Annotated in this window: 23 protein-coding genes; 7 read left to right on the top strand and 16 right to left on the bottom strand. The window is 49.4% G+C overall.

Annotated elements, in window-relative coordinates; translation table 11 throughout:
- Positions 1-35: 35 nt before the first annotated feature.
- The 3 genes from ACOBQJ_RS11035 to ACOBQJ_RS11045 all read right to left on the bottom strand — a co-directional run bounded on the left by ACOBQJ_RS11035 (position 36) and on the right by ACOBQJ_RS11045 (position 6,786).
- The gene (locus ACOBQJ_RS11035) at positions 36-4,352 is read right to left on the bottom strand and encodes an acyl-CoA dehydratase activase (RefSeq protein ID WP_421071821.1); all 4,317 of its coding nucleotides are present in this window, start codon (positions 4,350-4,352) and stop codon (positions 36-38) included.
- Positions 4,353-4,378: 26 nt separating this feature from the next.
- The gene (locus ACOBQJ_RS11040) at positions 4,379-5,740 is read right to left on the bottom strand and encodes a hexokinase (protein WP_421071822.1); all 1,362 of its coding nucleotides are present in this window, start codon (positions 5,738-5,740) and stop codon (positions 4,379-4,381) included.
- 188 nt (positions 5,741-5,928) lie between these two features.
- On the bottom strand, positions 5,929-6,786 hold the full coding sequence (locus tag ACOBQJ_RS11045; protein WP_421071823.1) for a YitT family protein: 858 nt from the start codon (positions 6,784-6,786) through the stop codon (positions 5,929-5,931).
- 240 nt (positions 6,787-7,026) lie between these two features.
- On the opposite strand from ACOBQJ_RS11045, the gene ACOBQJ_RS11050 reads away from it, so the two are divergent.
- A complete protein-coding gene (locus tag ACOBQJ_RS11050; RefSeq protein ID WP_421071824.1) occupies positions 7,027-7,344 on the top strand; it encodes a hypothetical protein in 318 nt (105 codons plus the stop codon).
- Positions 7,345-7,608: 264 nt separating this feature from the next.
- Here ACOBQJ_RS11050 and ACOBQJ_RS11055 read toward each other — a convergent pair whose 3' ends face one another.
- From ACOBQJ_RS11055 to ACOBQJ_RS11075, 5 genes are all read right to left on the bottom strand, one after another.
- On the bottom strand, positions 7,609-8,301 hold the full coding sequence (locus tag ACOBQJ_RS11055) for a peptidylprolyl isomerase (protein ID WP_421071825.1): 693 nt from the start codon (positions 8,299-8,301) through the stop codon (positions 7,609-7,611).
- 192 nt (positions 8,302-8,493) lie between these two features.
- Positions 8,494-9,801: a TRAP transporter large permease gene (locus ACOBQJ_RS11060; RefSeq protein WP_421071826.1), complete on the bottom strand. Its 1,308-nt coding sequence runs from the start codon at positions 9,799-9,801 to the stop codon at positions 8,494-8,496.
- Positions 9,798-10,289 carry a TRAP transporter small permease gene (locus tag ACOBQJ_RS11065; RefSeq protein WP_421071827.1) on the bottom strand — a complete coding sequence of 164 codons (492 nt, stop codon included), beginning with the start codon at positions 10,287-10,289 and terminating at the stop codon, positions 9,798-9,800. The genes ACOBQJ_RS11060 and ACOBQJ_RS11065 overlap by 4 nt, the downstream gene beginning before the upstream one ends.
- Positions 10,290-10,311: 22 nt before the next feature.
- Positions 10,312-11,406 carry a TRAP transporter substrate-binding protein gene (locus ACOBQJ_RS11070; RefSeq protein ID WP_421071828.1) on the bottom strand — a complete coding sequence of 365 codons (1,095 nt, stop codon included), beginning with the start codon at positions 11,404-11,406 and terminating at the stop codon, positions 10,312-10,314.
- 303 nt (positions 11,407-11,709) lie between these two features.
- Positions 11,710-13,128 (bottom strand): metallophosphoesterase, encoded by a 1,419-nt coding sequence (locus ACOBQJ_RS11075; RefSeq protein ID WP_421071829.1) that lies wholly within the window; start codon positions 13,126-13,128, stop codon positions 11,710-11,712.
- Positions 13,129-13,288: 160 nt separating this feature from the next.
- Between ACOBQJ_RS11075 and ACOBQJ_RS11080 the strand changes: the two genes are divergently transcribed.
- Positions 13,289-14,305 carry a sensor domain-containing diguanylate cyclase gene (locus tag ACOBQJ_RS11080; RefSeq protein ID WP_421071830.1) on the top strand — a complete coding sequence of 339 codons (1,017 nt, stop codon included), beginning with the start codon at positions 13,289-13,291 and terminating at the stop codon, positions 14,303-14,305.
- Between the two features lie 182 nt (positions 14,306-14,487).
- Here ACOBQJ_RS11080 and ACOBQJ_RS11085 read toward each other — a convergent pair whose 3' ends face one another.
- The 3 genes from ACOBQJ_RS11085 to ACOBQJ_RS11095 all read right to left on the bottom strand — a co-directional run bounded on the left by ACOBQJ_RS11085 (position 14,488) and on the right by ACOBQJ_RS11095 (position 16,720).
- Positions 14,488-15,264, bottom strand: coding sequence for a DUF169 domain-containing protein (locus ACOBQJ_RS11085; RefSeq protein ID WP_421071831.1), 777 nt, complete (start codon positions 15,262-15,264; stop codon positions 14,488-14,490).
- 256 nt (positions 15,265-15,520) lie between these two features.
- A complete protein-coding gene (gene tatA, locus ACOBQJ_RS11090) occupies positions 15,521-15,715 on the bottom strand; it encodes a twin-arginine translocase TatA/TatE family subunit (RefSeq protein WP_421071832.1) in 195 nt (64 codons plus the stop codon).
- Positions 15,716-15,835: 120 nt separating this feature from the next.
- Positions 15,836-16,720, bottom strand: a complete 885-nt coding sequence (locus ACOBQJ_RS11095) for a hypothetical protein (RefSeq protein ID WP_421071833.1) — start codon at positions 16,718-16,720, stop codon at positions 15,836-15,838.
- A 295-nt stretch (positions 16,721-17,015) separates the two neighbouring features.
- Between ACOBQJ_RS11095 and ilvD the strand changes: the two genes are divergently transcribed.
- Complete coding sequence (ilvD, locus tag ACOBQJ_RS11100) at positions 17,016-18,704, top strand: dihydroxy-acid dehydratase (protein ID WP_421071834.1); 1,689 nt, start codon at positions 17,016-17,018, stop codon at positions 18,702-18,704.
- Between the two features lie 80 nt (positions 18,705-18,784).
- Here ilvD and ACOBQJ_RS11105 read toward each other — a convergent pair whose 3' ends face one another.
- Positions 18,785-19,123, bottom strand: coding sequence for a cupin domain-containing protein (locus ACOBQJ_RS11105; RefSeq protein WP_421071835.1), 339 nt, complete (start codon positions 19,121-19,123; stop codon positions 18,785-18,787).
- A gap of 183 nt (positions 19,124-19,306) precedes the next feature.
- Positions 19,307-19,507: a hypothetical protein gene (locus ACOBQJ_RS11110; RefSeq protein ID WP_421071836.1), complete on the bottom strand. Its 201-nt coding sequence runs from the start codon at positions 19,505-19,507 to the stop codon at positions 19,307-19,309.
- Between the two features lie 144 nt (positions 19,508-19,651).
- Here ACOBQJ_RS11110 and ACOBQJ_RS11115 point away from each other — a divergent pair, with 144 nt between their 5' ends.
- Both ACOBQJ_RS11115 and ACOBQJ_RS11120 read left to right on the top strand, forming a co-directional pair.
- Positions 19,652-20,332, top strand: a complete 681-nt coding sequence (locus tag ACOBQJ_RS11115) for a DUF421 domain-containing protein (protein ID WP_421071837.1) — start codon at positions 19,652-19,654, stop codon at positions 20,330-20,332.
- Positions 20,333-20,560: 228 nt separating this feature from the next.
- Complete coding sequence (locus ACOBQJ_RS11120; RefSeq protein ID WP_421071838.1) at positions 20,561-20,941, top strand: DUF4363 family protein; 381 nt, start codon at positions 20,561-20,563, stop codon at positions 20,939-20,941.
- Between the two features lie 7 nt (positions 20,942-20,948).
- On the opposite strand, the gene ACOBQJ_RS11125 is transcribed toward ACOBQJ_RS11120, so the two are convergent.
- The gene (locus ACOBQJ_RS11125; RefSeq protein WP_421071839.1) at positions 20,949-21,668 is read right to left on the bottom strand and encodes a hypothetical protein; all 720 of its coding nucleotides are present in this window, start codon (positions 21,666-21,668) and stop codon (positions 20,949-20,951) included.
- 175 nt (positions 21,669-21,843) lie between these two features.
- Between ACOBQJ_RS11125 and ACOBQJ_RS11130 the strand changes: the two genes are divergently transcribed.
- Positions 21,844-21,975: a hypothetical protein gene (locus ACOBQJ_RS11130; RefSeq protein WP_421071840.1), complete on the top strand. Its 132-nt coding sequence runs from the start codon at positions 21,844-21,846 to the stop codon at positions 21,973-21,975.
- Positions 21,976-22,008: 33 nt separating this feature from the next.
- Positions 22,009-22,785, top strand: a complete 777-nt coding sequence (locus ACOBQJ_RS11135) for a hypothetical protein (protein ID WP_421071841.1) — start codon at positions 22,009-22,011, stop codon at positions 22,783-22,785.
- 283 nt (positions 22,786-23,068) lie between these two features.
- Here the strand turns inward: ACOBQJ_RS11135 and ACOBQJ_RS11140 are convergent, their stop codons facing one another.
- On the bottom strand, positions 23,069-23,506 hold the full coding sequence (locus ACOBQJ_RS11140) for a hypothetical protein (RefSeq protein WP_421071842.1): 438 nt from the start codon (positions 23,504-23,506) through the stop codon (positions 23,069-23,071).
- Between the two features lie 97 nt (positions 23,507-23,603).
- On the bottom strand, positions 23,604-24,755 hold the full coding sequence (locus ACOBQJ_RS11145; RefSeq protein WP_421071843.1) for a hypothetical protein: 1,152 nt from the start codon (positions 24,753-24,755) through the stop codon (positions 23,604-23,606).
- Positions 24,756-24,785: the final 30 nt, after the last annotated feature.

The raw sequence follows: 24,785 nt of genomic DNA on the forward strand, positions 1-24,785 counted from the left end.
CATTTCATTTTTCCCGCTTATAACAATCAATAATGTTAAATTAGGTTTGCCGCCTTAAACCTGCCCCCGCTTTTCATTTCCTGGATCCGCCTGTGAATCCTTTTCACCTGCAGGCAGAATATCTCCAGCCTGGCCTCGATTACCTGGGGAAAAGCGTTGCCGTCCGTCTCCACCGCGATAAACGGAAGCGACGGGCAGCGCTGCATTACTTTTGCCACCAGCTCTTTATCCCTGGCGACCTCAATTTTTCTTTCGTTCATCTTCGTGTTTATGACAGCTTCCGCAATCCTGCTGGGCATACAGCCGAAAGGACCGATTGAGATGACGCCCGCCACCTCCTCCACCACCTCGGTGATGGCCGAGCCGACTGTCAATATTGTTTCGACTGTAAGGCTGGGGGAGATTAAATCAGTGACGTTGCCGATCATCCTTTCCACGTCGACCCGGTGCGCCTCGTACAGGCCGGAATGAGAGAAGATTTCTTTGATGCTCTTTTCATAAGAATTTTTAAAAAACTGTTCGATAAACGTGCCGATAAACCCTTTTCTTGCAGTATCGGCGCTCAGGTTGTTCTTAATCAGGTAATCGCAGTAATATATCCATTCGGCGATGGGGGCGGTCCTGACCATAATACCTTTTTGAGCCAGTTTTTCCACCAGGTACTGCCTGGAAAATCCGTCCCGCCTCACGTATATCTCGCCGACCAGGGCCACCTTGGGCGTATGGGACAGGGGCTGCAGCACTTCAATCGCCTTTAACGAGCGGGCTGCCTGGCGCAGTTTTTCTTTGAGTTTTGGCCAGCTGTCCTTTTCCACGCTGTCGATGATATCCGCACAGACTTTATTATATATTTTCATTGACATCTCTTTATCCCTGGCAATGGTCAGGACTGCGCTGTATATCTCTTCCAGCACATCAGAAATTATGACCGCTTGAAACGCCCTGATACTGAAGTCAGCGCCCAGGCCGGCGTAGCTGTTCTCACAGCTAAGGGAAATCTGCGCCACGTTTTCCACCTGCAGCTTCTGGATCAGGTTTTTTATAAGGACGTTGTACTGCCCGAACCTGCAGGGGCCGGAAGAGGTCGGCATAAAATAGACCAGCAGCTCGTTGTCGTCAACCCTTTTGTCCAGGTAGCCGAACAAGCTGCCCACAGTGAGGATCAGGGGCAGGCACTCCTTGCAGGTCGCATGTCCTTTTCCGATCTTTAATTCCGCCGCGGCCGGCGAAGGCACAGCTGTTGACCTGACTCCGAGATGCCTCAGTGAGGCCGCCAGCATCTTCGACCCCATGTCTCCCATGGACGGGATCAACACATGGACCCTGGGGTGGGTCAGGCCGTATTTATCTCCCCTGGAGTCAACCACCCAGGTCGCGCCGTTTTCACTAATGATTTGCGCGGGCTTAAAAGGACGGGCCTTCCGGGGTCCTTTATCCCTGTTTATTTCAATATAGCTTTTAACGACGTCAAGAAACGCTTCAATCCGGGTATCCAGGCCCGCGTCCGCCGAATGGCTGTCCAGTTCCAGGGTCAGGGAAGGTTTCTGTTCCATGATGAACCTGAAAAATCCCACTATAAATGAATCCGGACCGCAGCTGAAATTTGTTATATAGGCGGGGAAAAGCTGGTGATGGCGTTTTACAAACCTGGCTGTTTTCAGGATCGTCTGTCCCAGCGCCCAGAACATGTTTTCGGCCGGTTCCTCATCGTCGCAGGGCAAAAAGTCATGGGGAATAATCCGGCAGCCCCTGGAGGCGAATTTCTGCGGAATACCCATGTTGGCCTTATGGGTAAAGGCGTTGTACGGCCTGCCAAATAGCACGACAGCCATGTCTTCCGGGCGCTGCTCCATCTCCGCCAGGAACTCCCTGCCGATAGCTTTGCACTCGGCGGCAAATTCATTTTGCGCGCTGACAGCCATGTTATATGCCCTGGTAGTAACCCCTGGTGTGAAGCCCAATTCCTTCCCTATTTTTATGAAATTTTCCCGCTCGCTCTCATATCCGTCAGAAAAATTGAGTACAGGGCTTAAGACCTTTTTCCCTTTTAGTTCATCAAAAGCTGCTTTCAGGTAATAAGGCTCCGCCTGGACAAACGGGCAGGTCACGCTGGTCTCGATGCCGTTGGCGACCGGCATCGATTTCACGTGCGGCAGGAAATAAATATCTGGATTTTGCCGGATTGTCCCCATCAGCGACCCGTGGGCGATCTCGACCGGGTAGCAGAACTCCGCCCCTCTTCTTTCAACGCCTTCTTCGTTAATTTCGCCGCACAGCAGCACTTCAAAACCCAGCGCCGAGAAGAAGTTGTAATAAAGGGGGTACAGCGTGTTCGTTAAAAGTGAATTGTTAATCGCCACCGTCCTGTTGTTTGGCGGCAGTAAACGCGTGCCTCTGCCGGCGCTGTATTTTTCAAATACAAGTTTTTCGCGCACTTTCACCAGGTCGAGCTCCTCGGTATCGATATCTTTTTTATTTCTTACCAGGTTGGCGTACTTGTTGCAGGCTCCCCCAAAAGGATATACCTTCCCTTTAATTTTGATCCGGCTGATGGAGCACTTCCTGTCACATTTTTCCCTGCCTCCGGCGCAGGTGAACGGGTCCTCGTACGACACCTCCCGTTCCGCCAGTTCAGCGGGGTCAAAAGCCATCGGCTCCAGCAGGCCGAGGGCGAGCTTGTTTTTTACCTCCAGCGCCACGCCGAAGGCGCCCATCAAGCCCGGTTCCGGAGGGACGATGATATCCTTGCCGGTAAGGGCGGCCATGGCCGCCGGCACCGCCTTATTGTAGCAGACGCCGCCCTGCATGAAGACCTTGCGCCCGACAGCCCTGTTGCCTTTAACCCGGTTGATGTAATTCATGCAGATCGAATAGACCAGGCCCGCGGCCAGGTCCGGCACCGCCGCCCCCTCCTGGATGGCGCTTTTGATGTCGCTGCTGATAAAAGCCGCGCACTGGTCGCTGAAATTGAGCGGCCTGCTGCTCTCGAGGGCGATATCGCCTATTTCCTCCGTGCTGATATACAAGGACTCCCGCGCTGCTTCCTCCAGGAAGGAACCAGTCCCCGCGGAGCACGCCTCGTTCATGGCGTAATCAGATGCTACCCCGTTGGTAATATAGGTATACTTGGCATCCTGGCCCCCGATTTCAAAAATGGTGTCCACCAGCGGGTCAAAATAAACCGCGGCCGCCGCATGGGCGATTATTTCGTTAATCACCGCCGGGGTAAGGGCATGCAGCCCGGCAATCTGCCGGCCTGAGCCGGTCACGCCCAGCCCGGTTATGCGGACTTCCTCCTCCAGCTGCCTGTTCACCTCTCTGTAACAATACCGTGAGGCCCGGATTGGATCACCGTTCGTCCGCAGGTAACAGCTGGCCAGGATCGCGTTGTCGCTTGTCCTCATAACCACGGCCTTGGTGGTCGTGGACCCTACATCCAGACCTAAAATGCAGACATCACCTTTTTGCGCTTTCCGGCGGATGGCCCGCTTAAATGTCACTTTAGGCAAGTGGTCTTTTATGGCGGGCAGGGTTGAAAATGAGCTTTCACCTTCAATAAACAGGTCGACGGGATCCCGCACCGGTTTTGTCCCAGCCTCCAGCGCCCACAGGGCGGCCCCGTATGCCTCAAAATAATTTGCCTGTGCGGGGATAACAAGATCGGGAATTTCTTTTTTAATAAAATCTATCATGGCCGTATTGGCGGACGCACCGCCCACTATCATTACCCTTTGCCGCTCGGTCTTCTTTAAAAGCTCGAGCACCTTTACCGCCATCATTTCACAGAGCCCGGCTGTTACCCGCTCTTTTTGAGCGCCCTTGTTTAATGCGTGGGTACAGTCACTTTTACAGAAAACCGAGCACCTTCCCGCAACTTTATACGGGTTTTCCAGGTCGGCGATAGATACGGCTTCTTCCACGGCCAGGTCCATCCTTTTTATCTGCTGCAGAAAAAACTCGCCTGTGCCGGAAGCGCACTTGTTTCCGGTGAAGACGTTTATAATCCTGCCTTCCCGGTCCAGCTTATAAGCTATAAAAGTCTCCCCGCCGGCACTTATTATGACGTCTACGTTCCTGTAAGCCTGCCTGATATGGCTGTAGGCATACTCCACCGCCTCCGGCTCAGAGATAGTGGAAGCGTTGACCTTGCTTTTCAGCTTTCTCCCCGTGACGGCAACCCTGTCTACAGACTGCAAAAGCCCCGCGCTAACCATTTTCGTGATGGCGCCGCGGGGGTTGCCTTCATGGGGCGCGGTCCCGGACTGCAATAACTTGACGCTGTTGTCCGCGTCCTTCTCCAGCAAAACCAGGCCGATATTTGAAGCCCCTATACATAAACCAAGCGTTATCAATGTATTCACCCCGGCAAAAAGTGTCTTTATAGCATCTCTTCGGAAGCTGCGGCAATGGCGGCGGCAATGGCCGCGCCCATGCCTGAGCCGTCTTTGGCTGGTTTCACTGTCACCTGGCCCGCCCTTTCCCGTAAAATTTCATCCAGGGCCAGGCGCAGGTGCGAGGCAAAACCAGGCGTCTTTTCATAAAGAGACCCGTCAACAGCTATTGTATGCGGCAGTTTCAAAAAAGGGTCGAGGCGCCGCAGCACACCGGCGTATGTTGCCGCCGCCAGCCGGGCAGCCCTGGTTGTCAACAGGGAAGCGATGGTTTTCAGGGCGCTGAGTTCCACGGGTAAGGGGTCCCGCATCCCCGCGTGCTCTTTGAGCCAGGCCGCCGTCCCGGTGAGACCGTCGCTCCCGTCACCCAGCATCAGGGACATATGCTCCGCGCCAAGGCTGTTGTTTTTGAAGGGGAAACCCGTTATATTACCGCTATTCTTCTGAAACAGGCATCCCTTTTGCACCAGGTCAAGGACAGCCAGCCTCATCAGCTCGCCCAGGTAACGGCCGGATACCATTTTTTCCAGCACCTGCTCACCGGGCTTTTCGCTGTGACGATCAAGCTGGCGGTCAAAGTCATTTAAAGGGAGCATGTCGAAGTTCCCGGATTCAATATTTATGATCACCGGACCGTTATGGTGCGGCGGCCGCGGCTCAAGATAGCAAGTGTTATGCCCGGTGCCGCAGATAGAGCCGATGTCCGCGTGAGGGTCGCCGTATGCCGCCGCCAGCAGTGTGCCCACGGTGTCGTTTATTACGGCCACGGGCCTGATCCCGTGCAGGCCCTGCCTTTGTAAAGCTTCACGCAGGAGGAGGGTGATATCCCTTCCTTCCGTCATCCCTGTCTTGAACTCCTTGGTCCAGCCGATAAGCACAGCCTGGTTCAGGGAGCGCATTTCAGTGGGAAATGAGAAGGTATGGCCCAGGGGAATATTTTCACCGGGTCGGACAAGACCAGCTATCTGTTCGGCCAGAAAGCCAAAAAGCTCCCGGCCTGTCGCGGCTGAAGAGGTGTAATCATACCTGCCGGGCTCCTTTAACGGGGTTGATATCTTTTTTATGACTGTGATCCGGCCGTTCCCCCGCAGCTCGATTAAAGAGACCCTGACATTGGTGCCGCCGAAATCAACTGATAAGAACACCCCGCACTCTTTTCCGGTGGGGACGCTTAAAAAAGAAGGCAGCATTTTGAGCGGCCCTTTTTGTCCTGCCAGGCCGGCCAGCATGGCTTCATAAAATTTTTCGGCGATGTCCAACATTTGCGGCCCGGTTACGGTGAATATATCGTGCAGAGCCCGCAGCCCGGCATCCAGGCCGTTATTTTTTTTTAGCTCGCGCTCCTTCATATCGATCCCAATCGTCCTTTATAAATGCTCCATTACTTATGTTAACACAATTATAATCAGAATAACAATTTTTCCTTATTTATAAAGAATGGACTCCTATTACCATTTATGGTAAATAGAGCCTCTTTGACTATAAAACCCGCATTTCCTTGCAGATAAGGGCTTGCGGGTTATAAACGGCTATTGAGTTAGTGGATCGCTCTTTTCTTGAACCTGCCGCCCATAACTTCATGGACATCACTAATGGTGATAAAAGCACCTTCGTCAACTTCGTCAACGATAGCTTTCAATTTAGCGATTTCGAGACGTGTTATCACTGAATACAAAACGCTTTTTGACTCGCCGGAATAACCGCCTCTCCCATCTAAAAAGGTAACCCCTCTGCCCAGGCGGGCCATCAGCATTTCAGCAATCTGCTCCGGTTTTTCAGATACAATCATTACCGCTTTAGATTCGTCCAGACCTTCCACTGTAATATCGATCATCTTGAAGGCGATAAAATAAGCGAGCAATGAATACATCGCTTTATCCCAGCCAAAAAACAACCCGGCGCTGCTTAAAATAAAGATATTAAAGAACATCACAATTTCACCGATGGAAAAGCCAGTTCGCTTATCGAGGATAATAGCTACAATCTCAGTGCCGTCTAAAGAACCTCCGTAGCGGATAATCAAGCCCACGCCAAGGCCAAGTACTATGCCGCCAAAAACAGCGGCAAGCAAGACGTCTTTGGTCAGTCCGGGAATAGGATGTAGAATCGTTACGCCGATCGACAGGACAGTTACCGAGAACAAAGTCGATATTACAAAAGTTTTTCCTATCTGCTTGTATCCTATAAAAAGGAAAGGCAGGTTCAGAAAAAATATAAACGCCCCCAGAGGAAGATTGGTGAGAGTACTGGAAATGATTGAAATCCCCACTATCCCGCCATCTATAATATTATTGGGTACCATGAATATTTCCAGCCCTACTGAGGCCAGGACAGCGCCGACCATTAAGAAAAAATACTTTTTAATGATCCGGAAAACCATGTTCTTTTTGGTCATTAATCAACTTCCTTTTTGTTTTTATTATAACACAACTTATTTTGACCACTGCTGACCAAAATTTTTATATTAGTAATATAGAAATTTTTGTGTATTTGAAAGCTAAATTTACCAGAAAAGTTTCCGATATAAAAGCATAGGCACTTATTAATTTATTTCATATATTTTGGTAAAATCAAAAGGAATTTATCTAAATATAGAGAAAATAAAAAATTAGAAAGAAACTTAGGAGGTAGTTATATGCTTCTTGGCGACAGAAGGGATGCTTTTAAAGACAGCGAAAAAAACGCAGAAAGTAGTTTAATTAAAAATGACCCCTCACAAAGTGTAAAAAAGTATGCCTGTCCGGTTGTTTTTCTGACTGATAAATATAGAATCGTCGGCAGCATACATATATCTGTTAATATCCGTCTGAATGATTTTTTGCTGTCATCAAGTGATTTCATCCCTGTCACCAACGCAATTGTCTATGACGTCTTAGACGGCAAGGAACTCTTCCAGGTAGAATTTATCTCCCTGAAGAAAAATATGATCAATATTGCCATGGAAGTCAAGTAAACAGCAATTAACAAGTCAAAAAACCCTGCTTCTTAAAAAAAAGCGGGGTTTTCCTTTTTTTGTATTTCCCATTGACAGGATTTACAGGTTTTCAAAACATTTTTCACATGATTTACAGGATTATCAGGATTTACAAGATTATAAATAAATTTTTATATTTTTTTATATTCTAATATTCATTCACTTTAAGTTTTTTTAAAAATCCTGTTAATCTTTTTAATCTTATTAAACCTGTGATATTTTTCATACTCATTTATGTCAAAGTTATTGATCCCAGCTGACTGACTCCATCTTGTCCCCGGCCTTAATTTGATCAACCACATCCATTCCCTGAATAACCCTGCCGAAAACAGCGTACTTACCATTCAGCCCCGCAGCGTCATTTTTAAGAATATAAAACTGCGAGCCGGCGGAGTCGGGCTCCTGGCTCCGTGCCATTGCCACCGCTCCCCGTTCGTTTTCCAGGTCCGGGGAGGTCTCCAGCGGTATTGTCCAGCCAGGCCCGCCGGTGCCGTCGCCCTTGGGGTCCCCGCCCTGAATCACCCAGTCCTCTACCCGGTGAAACGTCAGCCCGTTATAAAAATTAGATTTTACCAGCTTTTCAAAGTTAGCCACGGTAACCGGCATTTTATCCGGGTAAACCTCTATTGTGACAGCTCCTTTTGTCGTCTGCATGGTAACTGTATGAGCTTCTGTCGGCGTTTCGCCGGGGGCTTTTTGATTTATCCAGTAAGCCGCGGCAACGGCTATAAGGACTATTAACGCGACCACTGCAATGATCATCATATTTCTTATCCTCTTTCCATCCCCGGATGATTTACGAGACTTTTTAACAGTCCCGGAAGACTTGCCTTTACTGCCTTTTGCGCCTTTTATGTTAGCATTTTTATTTGAAGCAGTTTTTTTGGCAATCTCAGTTTTCTTTATATTTTTTTTGATTTGAGCTTTATCTGCCAATAACATCCCCCTTCCTCAACATATTTTGAATTCGACCATATAAAGAAAAACCCTGCTCCAACAAGAAGCAGGGGGTGGATAAATGGCATACACTAAAAATATTACCAGTTTGCAAACAACTTATGCTCAATTCTAAATGATTTGTTTTGAGCAGCCCAAAGACAGCCACCGCCTTCCGCAAAAAAAACACTGCTATGATATCATAGCCGGCAGAATAGTGGCTATCTGCGGGAAGATCATCAGGATCGCCACACAAATTATGATGGCGAATAAAAACGGCCATACCCCTTTAAATATTACCTCCAGGGGCACGTCGGGCACAATGCCCTTGATAATATAGACATTCATGCCCACCGGGGGCGTGATCACGCCCATGGCCACCACCAGGACTATAATCACCCCGAACCAGATCGGATCGTAACCAAGAGTTGTGACCGCAACCGGGTAAAAAATAGGTATGGTCAGCAGTACCAGCGCCAGCGCGTCGATCAGACAACCCAGCACCAGGTATATGAAAATAATAATCCCCATGATGGCAAAGGGAGGCAGGGCCAGGCTGCCGGCCCAGTTGGCCAGCTCAAACGGCACTCTGCTCACGGCCATGAAGCGGCCAAACATCACGGCCCCGGCGACCATGAACATAATCATGGCGCTGGTACGCGTGGTGTCATAGAGGGATTTTTTGAAGCCCTCCCAGCTCAGGCGCCTCTCAATGAGCGATACCACAAGGACTCCCGCCGCTCCTACCGCGCCTGCTTCCGTGGGCGTGAACCAACCGGCGAAGAGGCCGCCGATAGAGAGCACAAATACAAACAGGACCTCTCCCAGGCCGCCGCGCAGCGAATCAACCCGCTCCCGCCAGCCCGACTTCGGACCGGCGGGCCCCAAATCCGGGTTGCGCAGGGTAAGGATATAAATCGCTCCTATATACAGAAGCATGAGCAGAATACCGGGCAGGATCCCGGCCATGAACAGCTTACCCACCGACTCCTCAGTCGCCATGCCGTAAACTATGAAGATCACGCTGGGCGGGATCAGTACGCCCAGGACTCCGCCCGCGGCGACGCTGGCCGTGGCCATGGAAGTATCGTACCTGTATTTTTTCATTTCCGGCAGGGCAATCGCCCCCATGGTAGCCGCAGTGGCGGTGTTCGACCCGCAAATAGCGCCAAATACGGCGCAGGCTACCTGCGTCGCTATAGCCAGCCCGCCCGGGTAATGGCCGATCATCTTGTAAGCAAAAACATAAAGCCTTGTGCCGATTCCCGAATAATAGGCGAGGAAACCCATCCAGACGAACATGGGAATGACGCTCAATGAATAAGAAGATAAATTGGAGTACATCTCCTTGGCCACCATGTTCATGGCTGCCTGCGGGGAGACCATGAAGCTGAACCCCGCAAATCCGGTCAGGGCCATGGCGACCGCGATGGGCATCCTCATAGCGACCAGGGCCAGGAAAACCAGTATGCCGATTAAACCAATAGTAAGTGATGTCATTTGTCAGTTGCCGCCTTAACAAAAAATTCGATAGACCTTACCAGCAAAACCAGGCAGTAGACCAGCATACCCAGGGCGATCAGGAAAACGAAGGGGTAGACCGGTACCTGGGTTGTGGAGGAGACCAGCCCGCTGTCCATCATGCTCCTGGCATAAGCCCCGACATACCAGGCGGAGCCCCCCAGGAAACACATTGAAATGAAGTTGATCAGCGCGTTGAGCACGGCCCTCAGCCTGGCGGGCAGCCAATCCACCACAAGGCTGATGTCAATGTGCGCGTTCTGCACGCCGCAGAAGGCCAGCGACAGCCCGATTACCACGGCGGTAAGCAAGCCCACGTACTCATAGGCGCCAAAGACCGGCGCCTTGATTATCGTACGAAGCAGAATATTCACAGTGACCAAAACCATCGTTGTCACCAGAAAAAAACCGGCCGCCTGGTCCAGCACCCGGCTGAGTCCCGTGACCAGGCCTGAAAACATTTTCATTTAACTCTTTACCTCCGCCAGCCTATTTATATTCCGCATTGTACTTGTCAGCCAGTTCCTTGACCTTGTCCAGTATCTGCCGGCCTTCGATGCCCTTTGCCTTCATGTTGGCCAAATACTCGTCCTGGATCGGCTTAATTGTTGTTATCCAGAGGTCCGCCTCCTCTTTCTGCAGAGTGAGCAGTGTCATGCCTTTCTCATCAACAGCGTACTTCAGGGCGGCTTCGTTCTGCTTATCCCATAGCCCCATGGCCACTTTCCCAAAGTATTCCTCGTTGACCTTTTCAATGGCCTTCTGCGTCTCAGGGGACAGCGAGTTCCACTTGTCAAGGTTCATGGTCACAAAGAACAGAGTGTTGTAAAGGAACGGTGTCTTGGTAATATACTGTGTGACTTCGGCCTGTTTCCAGCCCTGCAGCACCTCGACAGGTCCCAGGTTGCCCTTGACCACACCCTTGGATAATGCTTCATAAGCGTCCGACTGCGGCATTGCCACGGGGTTCGCTCCCAGTGCCTGCAGGGTCTTGGCGCTGAGTCCGGTAGCCCTTATTTCCAATCCCTTTAAGTCTTCCATTTTCTGCACCGGGACTTTTGTAAACAGGTCTCCCGAGCCGGTGGTCAGAACCATCATCAGCCTGGTGTCCTGCACTTCTTTGGGGTTGAGCTGCTTGATGCCTTCCCAGGCCACCTTGCTGGCAACCTTGGAGTTATTGTAGGTAACGCCGGGAAGCTCAAAAGCTTCCAGCGCGGGGAAACGGCCCCTGGTGTAAGAGAAACACGACAGCCCCATGTCGGCGATGCCGTTAACGACGCCGTCATAGATCGCGTCCGCTTTCAGCAGCGTTTCCTGGGGATAGCTGGTAATTTTCACCTGGCCGTTTGTGGCTTCTTCAATAGCCTTGGCCCAGGGCTGGATCAGGTCCTTCTCAGCAGGGTGAGTGCTCGGGAAAAAGTGCGCCAGCTTGAGTTCAACCACCTGCTGGTTTTTTGCCGGGGCAGTTGTTTTCGATGAACAGCCGGTGAAGGCAAGCAGCGCCGTCACCGCCAGCAGCAGTAAAACCATGCCTGTTGCTTTTGCAAATCTCCGCCTTCCATTGCCAAACCTTAATTTTTTCACAGTTTTTCCTCCTTAAATCTTTTTAGAAAATAAAAAAAACCCCATAGGAGTTTTAGGCGAGCAGTAAAAATTATTTTACTCAAAAGAGAATATAAAACAATATTCCCTTGCCTGCCGTATTACCATCCTACGTTTACCACACTACTGTACTTCCCGTAACCTGCCATGCTGCTGTACTATAACAAGACCTGCAATTTTAAACCGAAGATATTTTCACCACACTTTCACGTTTCTCAATAAATATATGTATATTCGGCGGCAGAAAGGAAATTCCTTCATTTATAGAAAATTTTTTCGACATTTTCACTCATAGTAAGTTTTAATAAATTCCTCAGGCAAGCTGAAACTGCCTTCTTTAATAATCGAAGCCTTTATGCCGTACAGCGGGATTTTGCTTAATCGCGAGCTTAAAGCCAGGCCGGGCGAATCATAGCGGCCCAGTATCACCCTCGTTTTACCGCTTTCGGCTGCCGGCACGCAGCTTGCCCCTCCGGCCGACTGGGTCCGCATGAACAATTCCATTGCTTTTTTATGTTCCAGTGTAACTGACAGCTCATACTGTTTATGCCGGTGCAGGCGCCCGCTGCTGTAAGTAATACTGCGGTCCCCTATACCCCCGAAACTGTACATGCTGAAAACTGCCCTGCCCCGGTCCTTGAGAATGGTGCTCTCACGTGACATTTCCGACAAATCCAGCCTGCTGATTTTATAGGCATTGTACTCAAAGCCTTTTTCATGCACTCTCATAACCGCGTAGGAGCAGGGGAACTGGACCGTGGCGGGCAGTACGACGTAGGGCAGGCTGCCGGTCATAAAACGGCTGGTGCTCACATAATGGCGGTGCATATGCCCGCAAAAAACACCCCTGACATCAGGGAAGCGCCTTATGGCTTGCTGAAACTTTCTAAAATCCTTTGTGCCAAACCACACATCAAAACCGTTGCAGGGATGGTGAAGGAAAAGGAATGACGGGCGGCCCGCTGCCTCCTTTAGCCGCTGCACCACCCAGGATATCTGCTCATCGCCGATCTCCCCCCAGTCTTTGTTCTGTCCGCAGCTGTCAATGAGAATCAGTTGGTGGCCCAGGATATTAAAACTGGCCCGGGTCTCTGCCCGGCCAGCCACGTATTTTAAAAATCCAAGCTCACCCAAGCCCGCGTTCTTAAGATATTTATCATGGTTGCCGATACAAGCCAAGTAGGGAGTATCACCAAACGCAGGCAGCAGGGCCTTTCCGAGTACTTGATACTGCCGCCCGCTGGACGAGTCAGACAGGTCTCCCACAATCAAGGCCAGGTTAATATTCCTGGCCTTGATATCCCTGACGCACTGTTCAAAAAGAACACCGGAGTACTTGCTGAGTTTGCCGAAATACTTTTCGTTGACATCGTTTACCGAGTCTTCAAGAGCTATATGAGTGTCGCTTATAAGCCCCAGGCTAAATATCAGTTTGCCTCCAGGCGCGGGCAAAGTGACAAAGGAGTTCAGGGGGCCGCTGGCGCCGCCGCTCGCAACAGCGTACCAGTAGCGGGTGGATGGTTTCAGGCCGCGCACTTCCGCCAGGTGGTATTCTGTATCCGGCAGACCTGTATATTTGATAAGCGTGCCGGGAGCCTCACCCAGGTAAACGGTGGTGTCAGCTTTTTGACCCGGCGTAACCCAGCTAAATACGGCGTGGTCACTGCCCGCCGTGCATAGCTCTTCGTTTTTAATAACTACCATGTCAACCGTTCCTGCTTTTCATTCCAGAATTTTATGCTATTATATTAGCGAAAAGAAAAAAATGTTATTAGCTGAGTCCAATTAAAGGAATATTGTCATTTTTTGACGAAGATATATTTTCTAGAATTTAATTAAATTTAATATGATATGGGTGGTAAAAATGTTCCAATCCCTCTTTCAGTACCTCTTACTGCAAAACAATGATATTGTCCTGTTAATCGGACACGACGGGCGCATCGTTGACGCGAACGACACCGCGGCATCAGCGTACGAATATGACCGCGAAGAACTGCTGGCCGGTAACTTCGAGGACCTGTGCGCTCCGGATACAGCATTCGACATTTCAGACGCGCTTAAAGAATCAGCCGGGCAAGCCTTGAAAATCAAAACATCTCAGCGCGGTAAAAGCGGCAGGGTTTTCCCGGTGGAGATTATCGCCAGGAGCGCCCGTATTGATGACGAAGAGATGCTGTTCTGTGTTGTCAGCGACCTTACTAAAACCGGGGCGGCCGGGAAAGGCAGAAAAAAAGATAAAAAATACGAGGAACTTAAAGCTTCTTACGAAGAGATCAAGACAGCCTATGAGGAGCTGGCTAAAACCACTTATGAATCTTTTAACGACATCAGCGGCCTGGTGCTTTCCAAGCGAAAAGAAGAGCAGGCCCGCAAGCGGGCTGAACTGCTCTCAAACACCGATTACCTGACCGGCACGTTGAACCGGCGGGCTTTCGAAAAACAGCTCGACGCTGAAATCAACCGGGCCAGGCGGGAGAATTTGCCCCTGGGGGTAATCCTTACCGACATAGATTTCTTTAAAAACATTAACGACACCCACGGCCACCAGCTAGGTGACGAGGTCCTGAAAAAAATGGCGGAGTTTCTCATGCAGCAGTGCCGTTCATACGATTTTGTCGGCCGCTACGGCGGTGAAGAATTTATTATTTGTCTGCCGGGAGCCAGTCTGGAAGACGCTTATAAAAAAGCCTGCCGCCTCTGCGCGGCAGTACCCAAGTTAGAAGTTCCCGGTTTGGACAATATTAAAATAACTGCGAGTTTTGGAGTGTCCTCTCTAAAATCCGCCGACAGGGAAAACATCGATACTATATTTAAGAGGGCCGATCAAGCCTTATATAAGGCGAAGAGCGAAGGAAGAAACTGCGTCCGCATGGAAGAATAACAAAAGAGGCCGCTGTCAGCAGCGGCCTCTTTTAATAAAAAGATTTTCACAGGATTGACAAGATTAAAAGCCGATTAACTTGATTTGATATTTTTAAAGGAAAAAAACATTAAATATATGAAAAAATACTTAAAATCTTGTAAATCCTGATCATCTTGTTAATCATGTGCAATAAAATATTATTAATTTCTTTCCCGTACTTTCTGCCATTCCTCTTGCTCTAAAAAACTGCCTTCCACATCCGACTCCATCTCTAATAACATCTTGAAAGGCACTGTGAACGATAGGATATCCTTGCCTACCTGTTTTCTGGCGGAAACATCGGTAAGGCCGATAATTGCCCTGGGCCTCTCAGCTTTCGCTTCCCTGTAGGCCATGATGCAGATACTGTGGCACCCGGCGCCGAATGGCGCAATGACATTATCATTTGATTCACGCGAATAGTTAGCCAAAACCACCAGTGCGGACAGCTGGTCCGGATTGACCAGGAATATGACGGCCTCGGGAGTTTCGCCTTCATTAAGTTTATCCAGCGGCTTAAAGACAATATATTCCGTCGGAACATCAAACACCGGCAGGGAATCAATAAATTTTCTTGCTATCTCAGGATTTTTCAGATATCGTTCCCCGCGTTCAAGGGACGGCATGTTCCTGATAATATTCCTGCCCATCTCAGTATTGGCTAATTCCTTGTTGCCCGTGGAAAGGAAGTACTCCAGGCCCCCGGGGATATTCTTGTAAGTGTCGCCAAAACCCAACCCCGTGCCGCCGCCGGTACAGCCGAAAGTCTTTCTGTCAAACACAGCCGTCCTTCCCTTGGCCGCGGCGTTTAGCATGGATACCGCGCAGCCCCACGCGCCTTCCCTGAACTGAAGGGCCGGCTCGGGTTTTTCATCGGTAAAGATCACCGCGACAGGTGAATACTTCATTCCAATTGCTTTTGCTATTTTACTTTCCATGAGATAACACCTCTTTTTAAATAATTCTGCAATTATTCTAACATATTACACCCCGACAGGATTTACAGGATTATTAGGATTTAACATGATTTCATTTTTTATTTTTAAGTTTAAGAGATAAAATATCAATTTAATAATCCTTGTTTACACTCCTCATATACTCTCGATACTTAATATGCCGTTTGTGTTATGTCATGTTCAATCAAAATAACAAACAAAAACCCGCCGGTGGCGGGTTGTATTTTTTCTCTTTAATTTAGGCTTTTGTGGCCTGGTCTTTAGCTTTTGTTTCCTCATTTTCTTCGATATCTGCCTGCGTAGAACGCTTGAATTCACGAATAGTCTTACCCACGGCCTTGCCTACATCCGGCAGTTTACCCGGTCCGAAGATAATTAGAACCACTACCAGAATCAGTACTAAGTGTAAAGGCTGAAATGCTCCTGAAAACATGCCACTCCCCCCTTCAAAGGTCTTATGATGATTATACCAGATAAAATAATAAACGCAATTGTAAATTCTTAAATGTCATTGCAAAGAATCTGCCAGGTTTGAATAAATGGTGATAATGTTTTACTTACCAGCTGTCGCCCTGTCTACAAAATTCATTATTTCATCCGATTTCTTATAATCATACTTTTTGAGAAGGGCCGTGTATTCCTCCAGCAAACCGGCAAGTTTCGTTCCTTTTTGGCTGTTAATTGTATTTTCATAACTTTTTATAAAACTGTTTTTTGCTTTTTCTGTCTGGTAGTCAAATAAGGGGGTGTTGTTTAAGCCAAGCAGATAAGCCGTCAGGTAATAGTTGTGGAACTGCTTCACCTGCTGTATTAGCACAAAATCAGGATAGCTGCCGATAAATTTTTCGGCCTTAACAATTCTGTTTGCCAGTTCGTCCGGGCTGATGATCAAGGCGGCATCCGACGCAAAATGCTTGTTGCTTTCGGCCGCCATAATCTCAAGGTATCCGGCGACTTTATCTGAAGCGTGCCCGCCAAAATCTTTGTGTATTTTATCATAATCAATTTCAGGGTAATACATGCCCTCGGATGCGGAAAGTTTATAACCGTTGCTGAAAGCGTCCTGCAACAAATTCTTTATCTCCTCTTCCTTTATATTCCGGAGCAGCAGCAGGTCTTCGTACTTGTAACTATTTAAAGGAATATTTATTTCAGGGGAAAACATCTTGTCTTCATAGTCTTTCAGCCGTGCCTGCTGGACTTCTACAAGGCCTATAACCGCTTTATCCATATTCTCCCGGCTGAGGCCGGTTTTGTTCATTTCGATAAAAGCGGCTAATTCCCTGGCAGGCTTGTTTTCATCAATCATGACCTGGTATTGATTGATCAGTTCTTCCTGATTGGGCTTCAACTGCTTGTCGTCCGTTTTTTCAGTTTTAGCGCACCCGGCCAGCATAATCATCATAATAACAAATACTAACGCCAATATCTTTTTCAAGACAGTCACCTCATTTTGCAGCGGGTTTGGACATCCCGCCATCATCCTTTCTTTTATAATAATTCATACTAATTAGACGCGATAAGAGACATTCCAGTTCTGCTGTGCCTTCTGAAAAAATATGGCATGCCATATTTTAGCCAAATTCTATACTCAACCGGGTACGAAGAAACGCTGTCTGTGGTCAAAATCTATTGTTTTACTCAGTTGAGTGGTTTATAATCTTTTTTATACATGGTACAAGCTGCCCGGTCATGTTAAAATATATAGACAATTTAATTAAGGAGGCTTTTATATGAACAAGGGTTGTCTTCAAAGCGAGATGGTAACACAGGGAGTCGCCCGGGCGCCGCATAGGTCCCTCTTTTACGCCATGGGTTATACCAGGGACGACTTGAAGAAACCGCTGATCGGCATTGTAAACTCTTTTAACGAGATTATTCCGGGACACATCCACCTGCGTGATTTGGCCCAGGCTGCCAAGCTCGGAGTGTCGGCGGCAGGCGGCACACCGGTGGAATTTCCGGTTATCGGTATATGCGACGGCATCGCCATGAACCATGACGGTATGAAATATCCCCTGGCCAGCCGTGAACTGATCGCCGACTCAATTGAAACCATGGTCGTAGCCCATAAGTTCGACGGGCTCGTCCTCATAGGAAACTGTGACAAGATCGTGCCGGGCATGCTCATGGCAGCGTCCAGGCTTAATATCCCTTCGGTTTACGTCAGCGGCGGGCCGATGCTGACCGGCTCCTACATGGGCGAGAACGCCGACCTGGTGCGGCCCATGTTTGAAGCTGTGGGAGCGTATGCCGTGGGGGCGATCACAGCCGCCGAGATGGAGGAGATGGAACAAAGCGCCTGCCCCACCTGCGGCAGCTGCGCGGGGCTGTTTACCGCCAACTCCATGAACTGCCTGGTGGAAGCGCTGGGCATAGGGCTTCCCGGCAACGGCACCATACCGGCTCCCTACGGGCAACGCAAGGCGCTGGCCAAGCTGGCCGGCCAGCAGGCCGTGCAGATGGTCAGGGAAAACATCCGCCCGCGGGATATTTTGACTTTAACTGCGTTTTATAACGCTATAGCCCTGGATATGGCTATCGGCGGTTCCAGCAACACGGTACTGCACCTGCTGGCTATCGCCAGCGAAGCAGGAGTACCGCTCAGGATCGAGGATTTCGATGAAATCAGCACCCGTGTCCCCAACATAGTCAAGCTCAGCCCCGGCGGCACGCACCGCCTTTTTGACCTGTACGTGTCCGGGGGGATCTCCGCGGTGTTGAAACAAATGGCTGACGCGGGCTTGCTTAACCTGGAAACAAAAACGGTAACTGGAAAATCACTTGGTGAGAACATCAGCAACGCCTCGGTCCGCAACAAGGAAGTTATCCGTCCATTGGAGGACCCATACAGCAAGGAGGGCGGCATCGCCATCCTGAAAGGCAACCTGGCTCCGGACGGGGCTGTGGTGAAACAGTCGGCTGTGGCCAGGGAAATGCTCAAGCACAGCGGCCCGGCACGGGTTTATGACAGCGAGGAAGAAGCCTTTGAGGCGATAATGGAAGGCCAAATCATTAAAGGCGACGTGGTAATTATCCGCTACGAAGGTCCGAAGGGCGGACCGGGCATGCGTGAAATGCTGAGCCCCACATCATCAATTACCGGCATGGGGCTCGACAAAGACGTGGCTTTAATCACTGACGGCCGGTTTTCCGGCGGCACCAGGGGCGCCAGCATCGGGCATGTTTCGCCTGAGGCCTCCGAGGGCGGCCCTATCGCCCTGCTGCAGGAAGGCGATATCATTGAGATCGACATCCCCAACCGTGTCTTAAGAGTCAAGCTGACCGACGAGGAACTTAACGCCCGGCGCAGCGGCTGGAAGAAGCCCGCGCCCAAAGTGACCGGCAAGAGCTACCTGGCCCGCTATTCGGCACTGGTGACGTCAGCCAGCACCGGCGCGGTAATGAAAACACCCGAGTAAAAATGCGGAACAAATACATGGTGATATTAATTTATAAAAAGTGGTTGGGACTGTTGGTCCCAACCACTTTTTACTTATTTTTATGGCTTCACTACCGTTAAGAGAAACTTGAAGCTCTTCCTGGCCTCCAGGGCGTGGGGAACTCCTTTCGGCATAACTATGCTTTCCCCTGCCTTCACATTAAAATTCTTCCCGCCAATGGTGATCTCCGCTTCCCCGTCCAGGACCTGCACCAGGGCGTCCCCCGGCGCCGTGTGCGCGCTGATCCCCTCCCCCTGACTGATTGAAAAAAGCGTGAGCGTGACCTGGGAAAGCTGCGCCAGGGTCCGGCTGATCACTCTTCCTTCCTGGTAGTCCACCAGTTCATCCATCTTCAAAATCTCAGCGAATCCTATATTCTTCATCAAACTGCCGCCCATTAACCTTATACCCCCTCTTTTTATATAAATGCTCATTCGTTACCCGCAATATGCGCCGGCCCTTTAACAGCCGGCAATGCCGGCTAAACACCGGAGGATTAATCCCGGATGTATTTTTCTGCTTTCATCCTGTTATTAAGGACATCCCAGACCGCGGGGTTATATACCCAATCCACCCTGCCGTTATTCATCTCTCACTTCTATGTAAATGCCGCAGCAGCACGCCGGGCAGATGAACTCGTCATCGGCAAAAACATCATCAACTGCCGGTGGCGGGTTATTTTCCAGAAGTTCACCGCATTTGGAGCAGCATGTCTGGATATCGCTGTTCTTATGGCATGGCATTTTTTCCCGGCCCGGCGGCAAATTTTTATTTGCCGGCAATTTACAGCACCTGCCTTTAAAGAACTGTCCATAATATAATTCTATGTCCGGGGCTGAATCCTTTTTTGCCTTACAGGATATTACATAAAAAAACGGCTGCCGGCAAATGATACATTGGTAAAACTAGACGCAGGGAAAGAGCATATGCTGATAGGTATTGTACGTACTCTTATATTATTTGCAGTGGTAGTGATAGGGTTAAGGTTGATGGGGAAAAGGCAGGTAGGCAAGCTGCAGCCTTACGAGCTTGTCATCGTGATCATGCTTTCAGCCCTGGCTGCAATCCCGATGGAGAACACCGGGGTGCCGCTTCTGTCCGGTCTTTTCCCGATATTCACCCTGATCGTGGCCCAGGTCGCCATGTCTTACCTGTCATTAAAAAGCGAACGGGCCAGGGGCATTATCTGCGGCACTCCCAGTGTCCTGGTCGAGAACGGAAAAATTGTTGAGGAAGAGCTTGCCAGGATTCGCTATAACATAAATGACCTGCTGGAACAGCTGCGGGCAAAAAATATGCCCAACATCGCCGATGTTGAATTTGCCATACTTGAAACAAGCGGCGAATTGAGCGTTATCCCAAAATCGCAGAGAAGGCCTGTTATGCCGGAAGATTTGAACCTGCCCACAAAATATGAGGGTTTGCCTGTCACGCTTATTATAGACGGGTATGTCTTCAAAAAGAACCTGGCCAGGATAAATCTCAGTGAAGGATGGCTGCGCTCCGAACTGAGCAAATTCGGCGTTAGGTCCTTTAAGGAAGTCCTTTTCGCGCACCTTGACACGGAAGGTAAGCTGCTCTACCAGGTAAAATCAAAAGCAGTTTAGCAGCTCTATTAGGATTCTGGCAGATTAAATTGACGGATTTACAGGATTAAAGAATCTAAAAAACATATATCACAAGATTTACAGGATTATTAAGATTAACAAGATTAAAATAATATTTTTAATAATTGTTTTAATCATTTTCCGGGGTTCAACTGCCGGGTAAGTTCAACCCCATGGATATTATTTTTCATAACATGATAAAGACTTTATTATTCAAGGAGTTTAACAATGAGGTTAATGCTGGTCCTGATAAGCATATTGGCAGTAATCATATCGTTCAGTTTCTGGACAAACCACCTGTTGCAGGCATCCGCCGATGAAATGCTGCAAAGCATCGTGGAAATAGAACAGGTCCTGGTAAACAATGAATGGGAGCAAGCCCAGGCCAGGACCGATGAAATGGAAAAGATCTGGGACAAAAAAGCGGGCTGGTGGCCGGCTGTACTCGACCACCAGGAAATTGACAATATCGAGTTCTCCATGGCAAAAACCAGAGAATATATCGCGGCAAAAGACGCTCCCCTCTCATGGGGACAGATCTCGGAGCTGAAGCTAATGATCAGCCATATTCCGGAGAAGGAATCCTTAAAAGTCATAAACATTTTTTAGAAAATATTTATACATCGTTTACCGTTGACTGCAGAGTTTTGACCCATGCTTCCGGCGGCACATCGCGGTACTTAATGCCCCCGACATAGTATTCGTTTCCCTGCAGCACCTTCTTGTTCAGGACGCCCGGCCCGCATTCCTGTATCACCCTGTAGATCCCCATCAAACTCCTGCCGCTGAGGTTGGTCTTGACTTCGCTTGCCAGAATCCAAAACAACTGGGGAGCTTTTATTATCACACGCGGTTCCACCAACCGGGCCGCCAGCTGGCGCACCTCAGCCTGGGGGTCGACCTTGCAGTCGGTGTATGTCCCTTCAAAAATATCAGAGACCGTGGTGATGCCGCCGTCCATTGAAACCGGGCCAATCATAAAACTGACCTTGTTCAGGGTGGCCTGGTCAACAGATAAATAACAGCCAATCGGTATCCCAAACAGATCCTCCAGGCAGTCGGTAAGGCCCGGTCTGCCGATAGCGTTGTAAGTCTCCGCTATAGTAAATTCACGGCCAAGGTGTTTAACCCTGACAAACAGAGGGATGGCAACAATACCGATAGGATTGCCGGACTCACGCACGCACATTAAGGTAACCGCTTTTAAACTGTCTCCGTTGGTCCAGAAGACAAGGATATTTTCATTCTGGCTTTTGTCTATTACCTGGGACGCGGACAAACTGCCCGGCCATAAAAATAAAAATGTCAGGCACAGGACCGCAGCGATTTTTCTCATGCCGAAAAGATTTATACCTCCTTGTTCAACGAAAATATTATGAAACCATCTTCGTCACTTTATTCCTTTAGTCATCATAAAACACCTGGTTTTCTAAATTTACATCTGCATATAATCCGCGCGTATAAGCAAACTACCTCTTAAACACTTAAACTATAAGGGAAGGTGGATTATTATGGCAGCCGATAAAACAAAAAATATTCCCCTTAAAAAACAAAAGCGGAAAGCCAGGAACAGGGTCGTTTCAAATCAGGATATAAACACGGCCATACTGAGGGATGTTAAAGAAGACCTGACCAATGATTAGTCCTGCGTTAAATCAAAGGAGGTTTTAAAATCTATGAAAGTCAAAGGCTGGTTTGTCGCGGCGGCCGCGGTTGTGATCCTGGGGATGGTTCTCCTGGGCGGCTTCCCCTATTTCAAAGCTTTAGCGATGGGAGACACTCCGGCAGGACTGGTTGTACAGGGAGTTTTTCAAAAAAATATTGCCATGCACATGGTTTGCGGCATAACTGATTTAGCTGATTTTCTTGGCATCAGCCGGGAAGAATTGACAGGCGCCCTCCAGTCGGGCAAAACAGTAGTACAGGTCGCAGCTGAAAAAGGGATCAGCGAACAGCAGCTGGTGGATTTCATGGCTGAAAAATATAGTGAAAGAATAGATCAAAAGGTCGCGGACGGCAAAATTACCGCGGAACAGGCCAAAAAGTTAAAACAATCCATGACAGAGCGGATTAAAACTGATTTGAACCGCGCCAACACCGGGCCGAATTTCGGAAAAGACAAAATGGATCCTAAAGATGGACCAGGCACGGGAATGAAAATGGGACGAGGCATGGGTGATATGGAGGACTTGGCCGGTTTTCTCGGCATCAGCATGGAAGATTTGCTGGCCGCGCGCCAGTCAGGCAAAACTTTGGTACAGATTGCCGGTGAAAAAGGGATCACCGAGGAGCAGCTGGTGGATCACATGATGGCAGAGTTCAACTCAAAAATTGATCAAAAAGCCGCGGCAGGCAAAATTACCGCGGAGCAGGCCGATCAGCTCAAACAGTCCATGACCGAACGCATAAAAGCATGCCTGAACAGCACGGACACCTGCCCCAAAGGACCTTAAAAAGGACCTGGGTTCTAAAAACGTCACAGATTACATGGATATGGAAAAAGCCGGGCAAAGCCCGGCTTCAGGTTGTAGACAAATTATACTGCAGAGTATATGGTGTTGAAACCAGCTGCCCCCTTTGCACAGTGGGAGCGTGTCTAGGGGACGGTTTTGTTGACACGATTACAAATATTATATCTTGAGAAAAAATCGTGTCTACAGAACTGTCCTCTTGACACGGTCCATTGAAAATGAGCCAGGCATATTCAACACCATGGGGCGTCACACGTCTCACGTCTCAATGAAGGTTGGACGGCTGCGCTTTAACAAGTTCGGCAAACAGTTCGAGAAACAGGGATTTAGTCAGCGGCTGCCTGTTTTCCATGCAGACCCAGCCCCTCCTGCTGGAGTATAAGAAAGAATATCTCCGCCTGTTGTTCGTCATGTCCACACGCCCAATGGCCCCGATGGCAAACCTGCCCGCCGGCTTAAGCTCGATAATCGTGTTTTTCGTTTTTAAGTACAGCATGGGCGCGCTGTAGCTGCCTATATGCTCCTCATCCAGTTCAACCGTAGTCTGAATAATCTCACAAAGCGGCGTGCAGCATGGACATGATGCGCCGTGCTGCGGCCTGGTCCATTCTTTTAGCTGTTTCACCATGCCGTCAAGAGCCGCCAGCCAGTCCTCCTTGATTTTTTGGTTTGTCATCGCTTCCTCATTGGGCGGGACAGGCATATCATCAACTCCACTATCTCATTTCAATAATTATAGGTTAATTAATTATAGGTTAATTTTCCATGCAAAATCAATTATAATCTGCATTAACGTTTTTCTATTGTGACGCGATCGTACTATTCCGGTAGCGTATGACAGACAGGACTACCGCCCCTAAAGCCACAGCCGCAGCGATCAAACTGATGAAGAACCCGGCCACCGGAATCCTGCCAAGCAGGATCAGCGCGGCAAAGCCAATCATAAAGGTCCAGATGCCGTGCACCCTGCCTTCCCAGCCCAGGCGCGCCGACAGGTAACGGCCAATGGCGTCCCCGACTATAATTTTTGCCGCGTACAGAGTTAATAAATAAGCCACGATTAAAGTCAGTGAAAGCGGTATGCCTATAACCGTAATGAGCAGCAAAAGGGAGGCCAGCGGCGCGGCAATTAGCGCAAGCGCGCCCCAGCCAAGGGCGGAGCCGGGTGAGCGCAGTATGTTCTCACTGAGTCCGCTCCAGATCCGCGGGAAAATCAGGATAAATACGCCCCATGCCACAATGCCTGTAACGAACCAGATCAGTTGAGCAATCCAGTTAATACCTTCCGGGCGCGCTTTTTGCTCGGTCCTTTGAACCTGCTCCCACCTGGTTTCCCCTGTAATAATAGCGCCAGGCAAGATGTCAGCCTCATTTGGCGAACTGTAGTTTAAATCCCCGTTAACAGACGCGGACTGTCCCAGCGTAAGGTTCTCCACCTCCCAGAAATGGACACTGCCGCCGACCGGCCCGTATATGCGGAAGTCCCCGCCGGCTCCCAGCGCCTGGCGGCCTACTGAGCCTGAGAATAAAGCGGTGCCCGCGAAGACCAGCGCGTCATCTCCGATCTCCGAATTTTCATGCAGCCTGACCTGTGCGGCAGCCGCGGTCAGGCTTTTGCCAATTTCATTGTTAAGGTCCAAATCGGAAACAGCGCAGCGGACGTTGCCGCTTACCCTGCCGTTTATCCTGACGGTCCTCGCCGCTGCCAGAAGATCACCTCTTATATCGCCGTTTATTGTGATATCCTGCCCGGCGGCAAAGACGTCCCCGTCCACATCAGCGTCTACAACAACATAGCTGCCCGCTGCAAAAAGCGGCCCGGTAATTTTACCGGCGGGTACGATCACCGAATCACCGGTCATTTTTTCCACCGCGCCGGCCGGAAGGGCAAAACTTAAAATTACCAGCGCGACCACAGACAATTTCAATATTCTTCGTTTAAAATTAAACATCCACTCACCCTCCATTTAATTTCTTCATGC

The sequence above is a fragment of the Pelotomaculum propionicicum genome (assembly GCF_048984525.1).
Taxonomy (GTDB): Bacteria; Bacillota; Desulfotomaculia; order Desulfotomaculales; family Pelotomaculaceae; genus Syntrophopropionicum; species Syntrophopropionicum propionicicum_A.

Coding starts and splice junctions, on each gene's coding strand:
- ACOBQJ_RS11040 (WP_421071822.1), bottom strand. CDS start 5,740: ATGAAGGAGCGCGAGCTAAAAAAAAATAACGGCCTGGATGCCGGGCTG.
- ACOBQJ_RS11045 (WP_421071823.1), bottom strand. CDS start 6,786: ATGACCAAAAAGAACATGGTTTTCCGGATCATTAAAAAGTATTTTTTC.
- ACOBQJ_RS11050 (WP_421071824.1), top strand. CDS start 7,027: ATGCTTCTTGGCGACAGAAGGGATGCTTTTAAAGACAGCGAAAAAAAC.
- ACOBQJ_RS11060 (WP_421071826.1), bottom strand. CDS start 9,801: ATGACATCACTTACTATTGGTTTAATCGGCATACTGGTTTTCCTGGCC.
- ACOBQJ_RS11065 (WP_421071827.1), bottom strand. CDS start 10,289: ATGAAAATGTTTTCAGGCCTGGTCACGGGACTCAGCCGGGTGCTGGAC.
- ACOBQJ_RS11075 (WP_421071829.1), bottom strand. CDS start 13,128: ATGGTAGTTATTAAAAACGAAGAGCTATGCACGGCGGGCAGTGACCAC.
- ACOBQJ_RS11080 (WP_421071830.1), top strand. CDS start 13,289: ATGTTCCAATCCCTCTTTCAGTACCTCTTACTGCAAAACAATGATATT.
- ACOBQJ_RS11085 (WP_421071831.1), bottom strand. CDS start 15,264: ATGGAAAGTAAAATAGCAAAAGCAATTGGAATGAAGTATTCACCTGTC.
- tatA (WP_421071832.1), bottom strand. CDS start 15,715: ATGTTTTCAGGAGCATTTCAGCCTTTACACTTAGTACTGATTCTGGTA.
- ilvD (WP_421071834.1), top strand. CDS start 17,016: ATGAACAAGGGTTGTCTTCAAAGCGAGATGGTAACACAGGGAGTCGCC.
- ACOBQJ_RS11105 (WP_421071835.1), bottom strand. CDS start 19,123: ATGGGCGGCAGTTTGATGAAGAATATAGGATTCGCTGAGATTTTGAAG.
- ACOBQJ_RS11115 (WP_421071837.1), top strand. CDS start 19,652: ATGCTGATAGGTATTGTACGTACTCTTATATTATTTGCAGTGGTAGTG.
- ACOBQJ_RS11120 (WP_421071838.1), top strand. CDS start 20,561: ATGAGGTTAATGCTGGTCCTGATAAGCATATTGGCAGTAATCATATCG.
- ACOBQJ_RS11125 (WP_421071839.1), bottom strand. CDS start 21,668: ATGAGAAAAATCGCTGCGGTCCTGTGCCTGACATTTTTATTTTTATGG.
- ACOBQJ_RS11130 (WP_421071840.1), top strand. CDS start 21,844: ATGGCAGCCGATAAAACAAAAAATATTCCCCTTAAAAAACAAAAGCGG.
- ACOBQJ_RS11135 (WP_421071841.1), top strand. CDS start 22,009: ATGAAAGTCAAAGGCTGGTTTGTCGCGGCGGCCGCGGTTGTGATCCTG.
- ACOBQJ_RS11140 (WP_421071842.1), bottom strand. CDS start 23,506: ATGCCTGTCCCGCCCAATGAGGAAGCGATGACAAACCAAAAAATCAAG.
- ACOBQJ_RS11145 (WP_421071843.1), bottom strand. CDS start 24,755: ATGTTTAATTTTAAACGAAGAATATTGAAATTGTCTGTGGTCGCGCTG.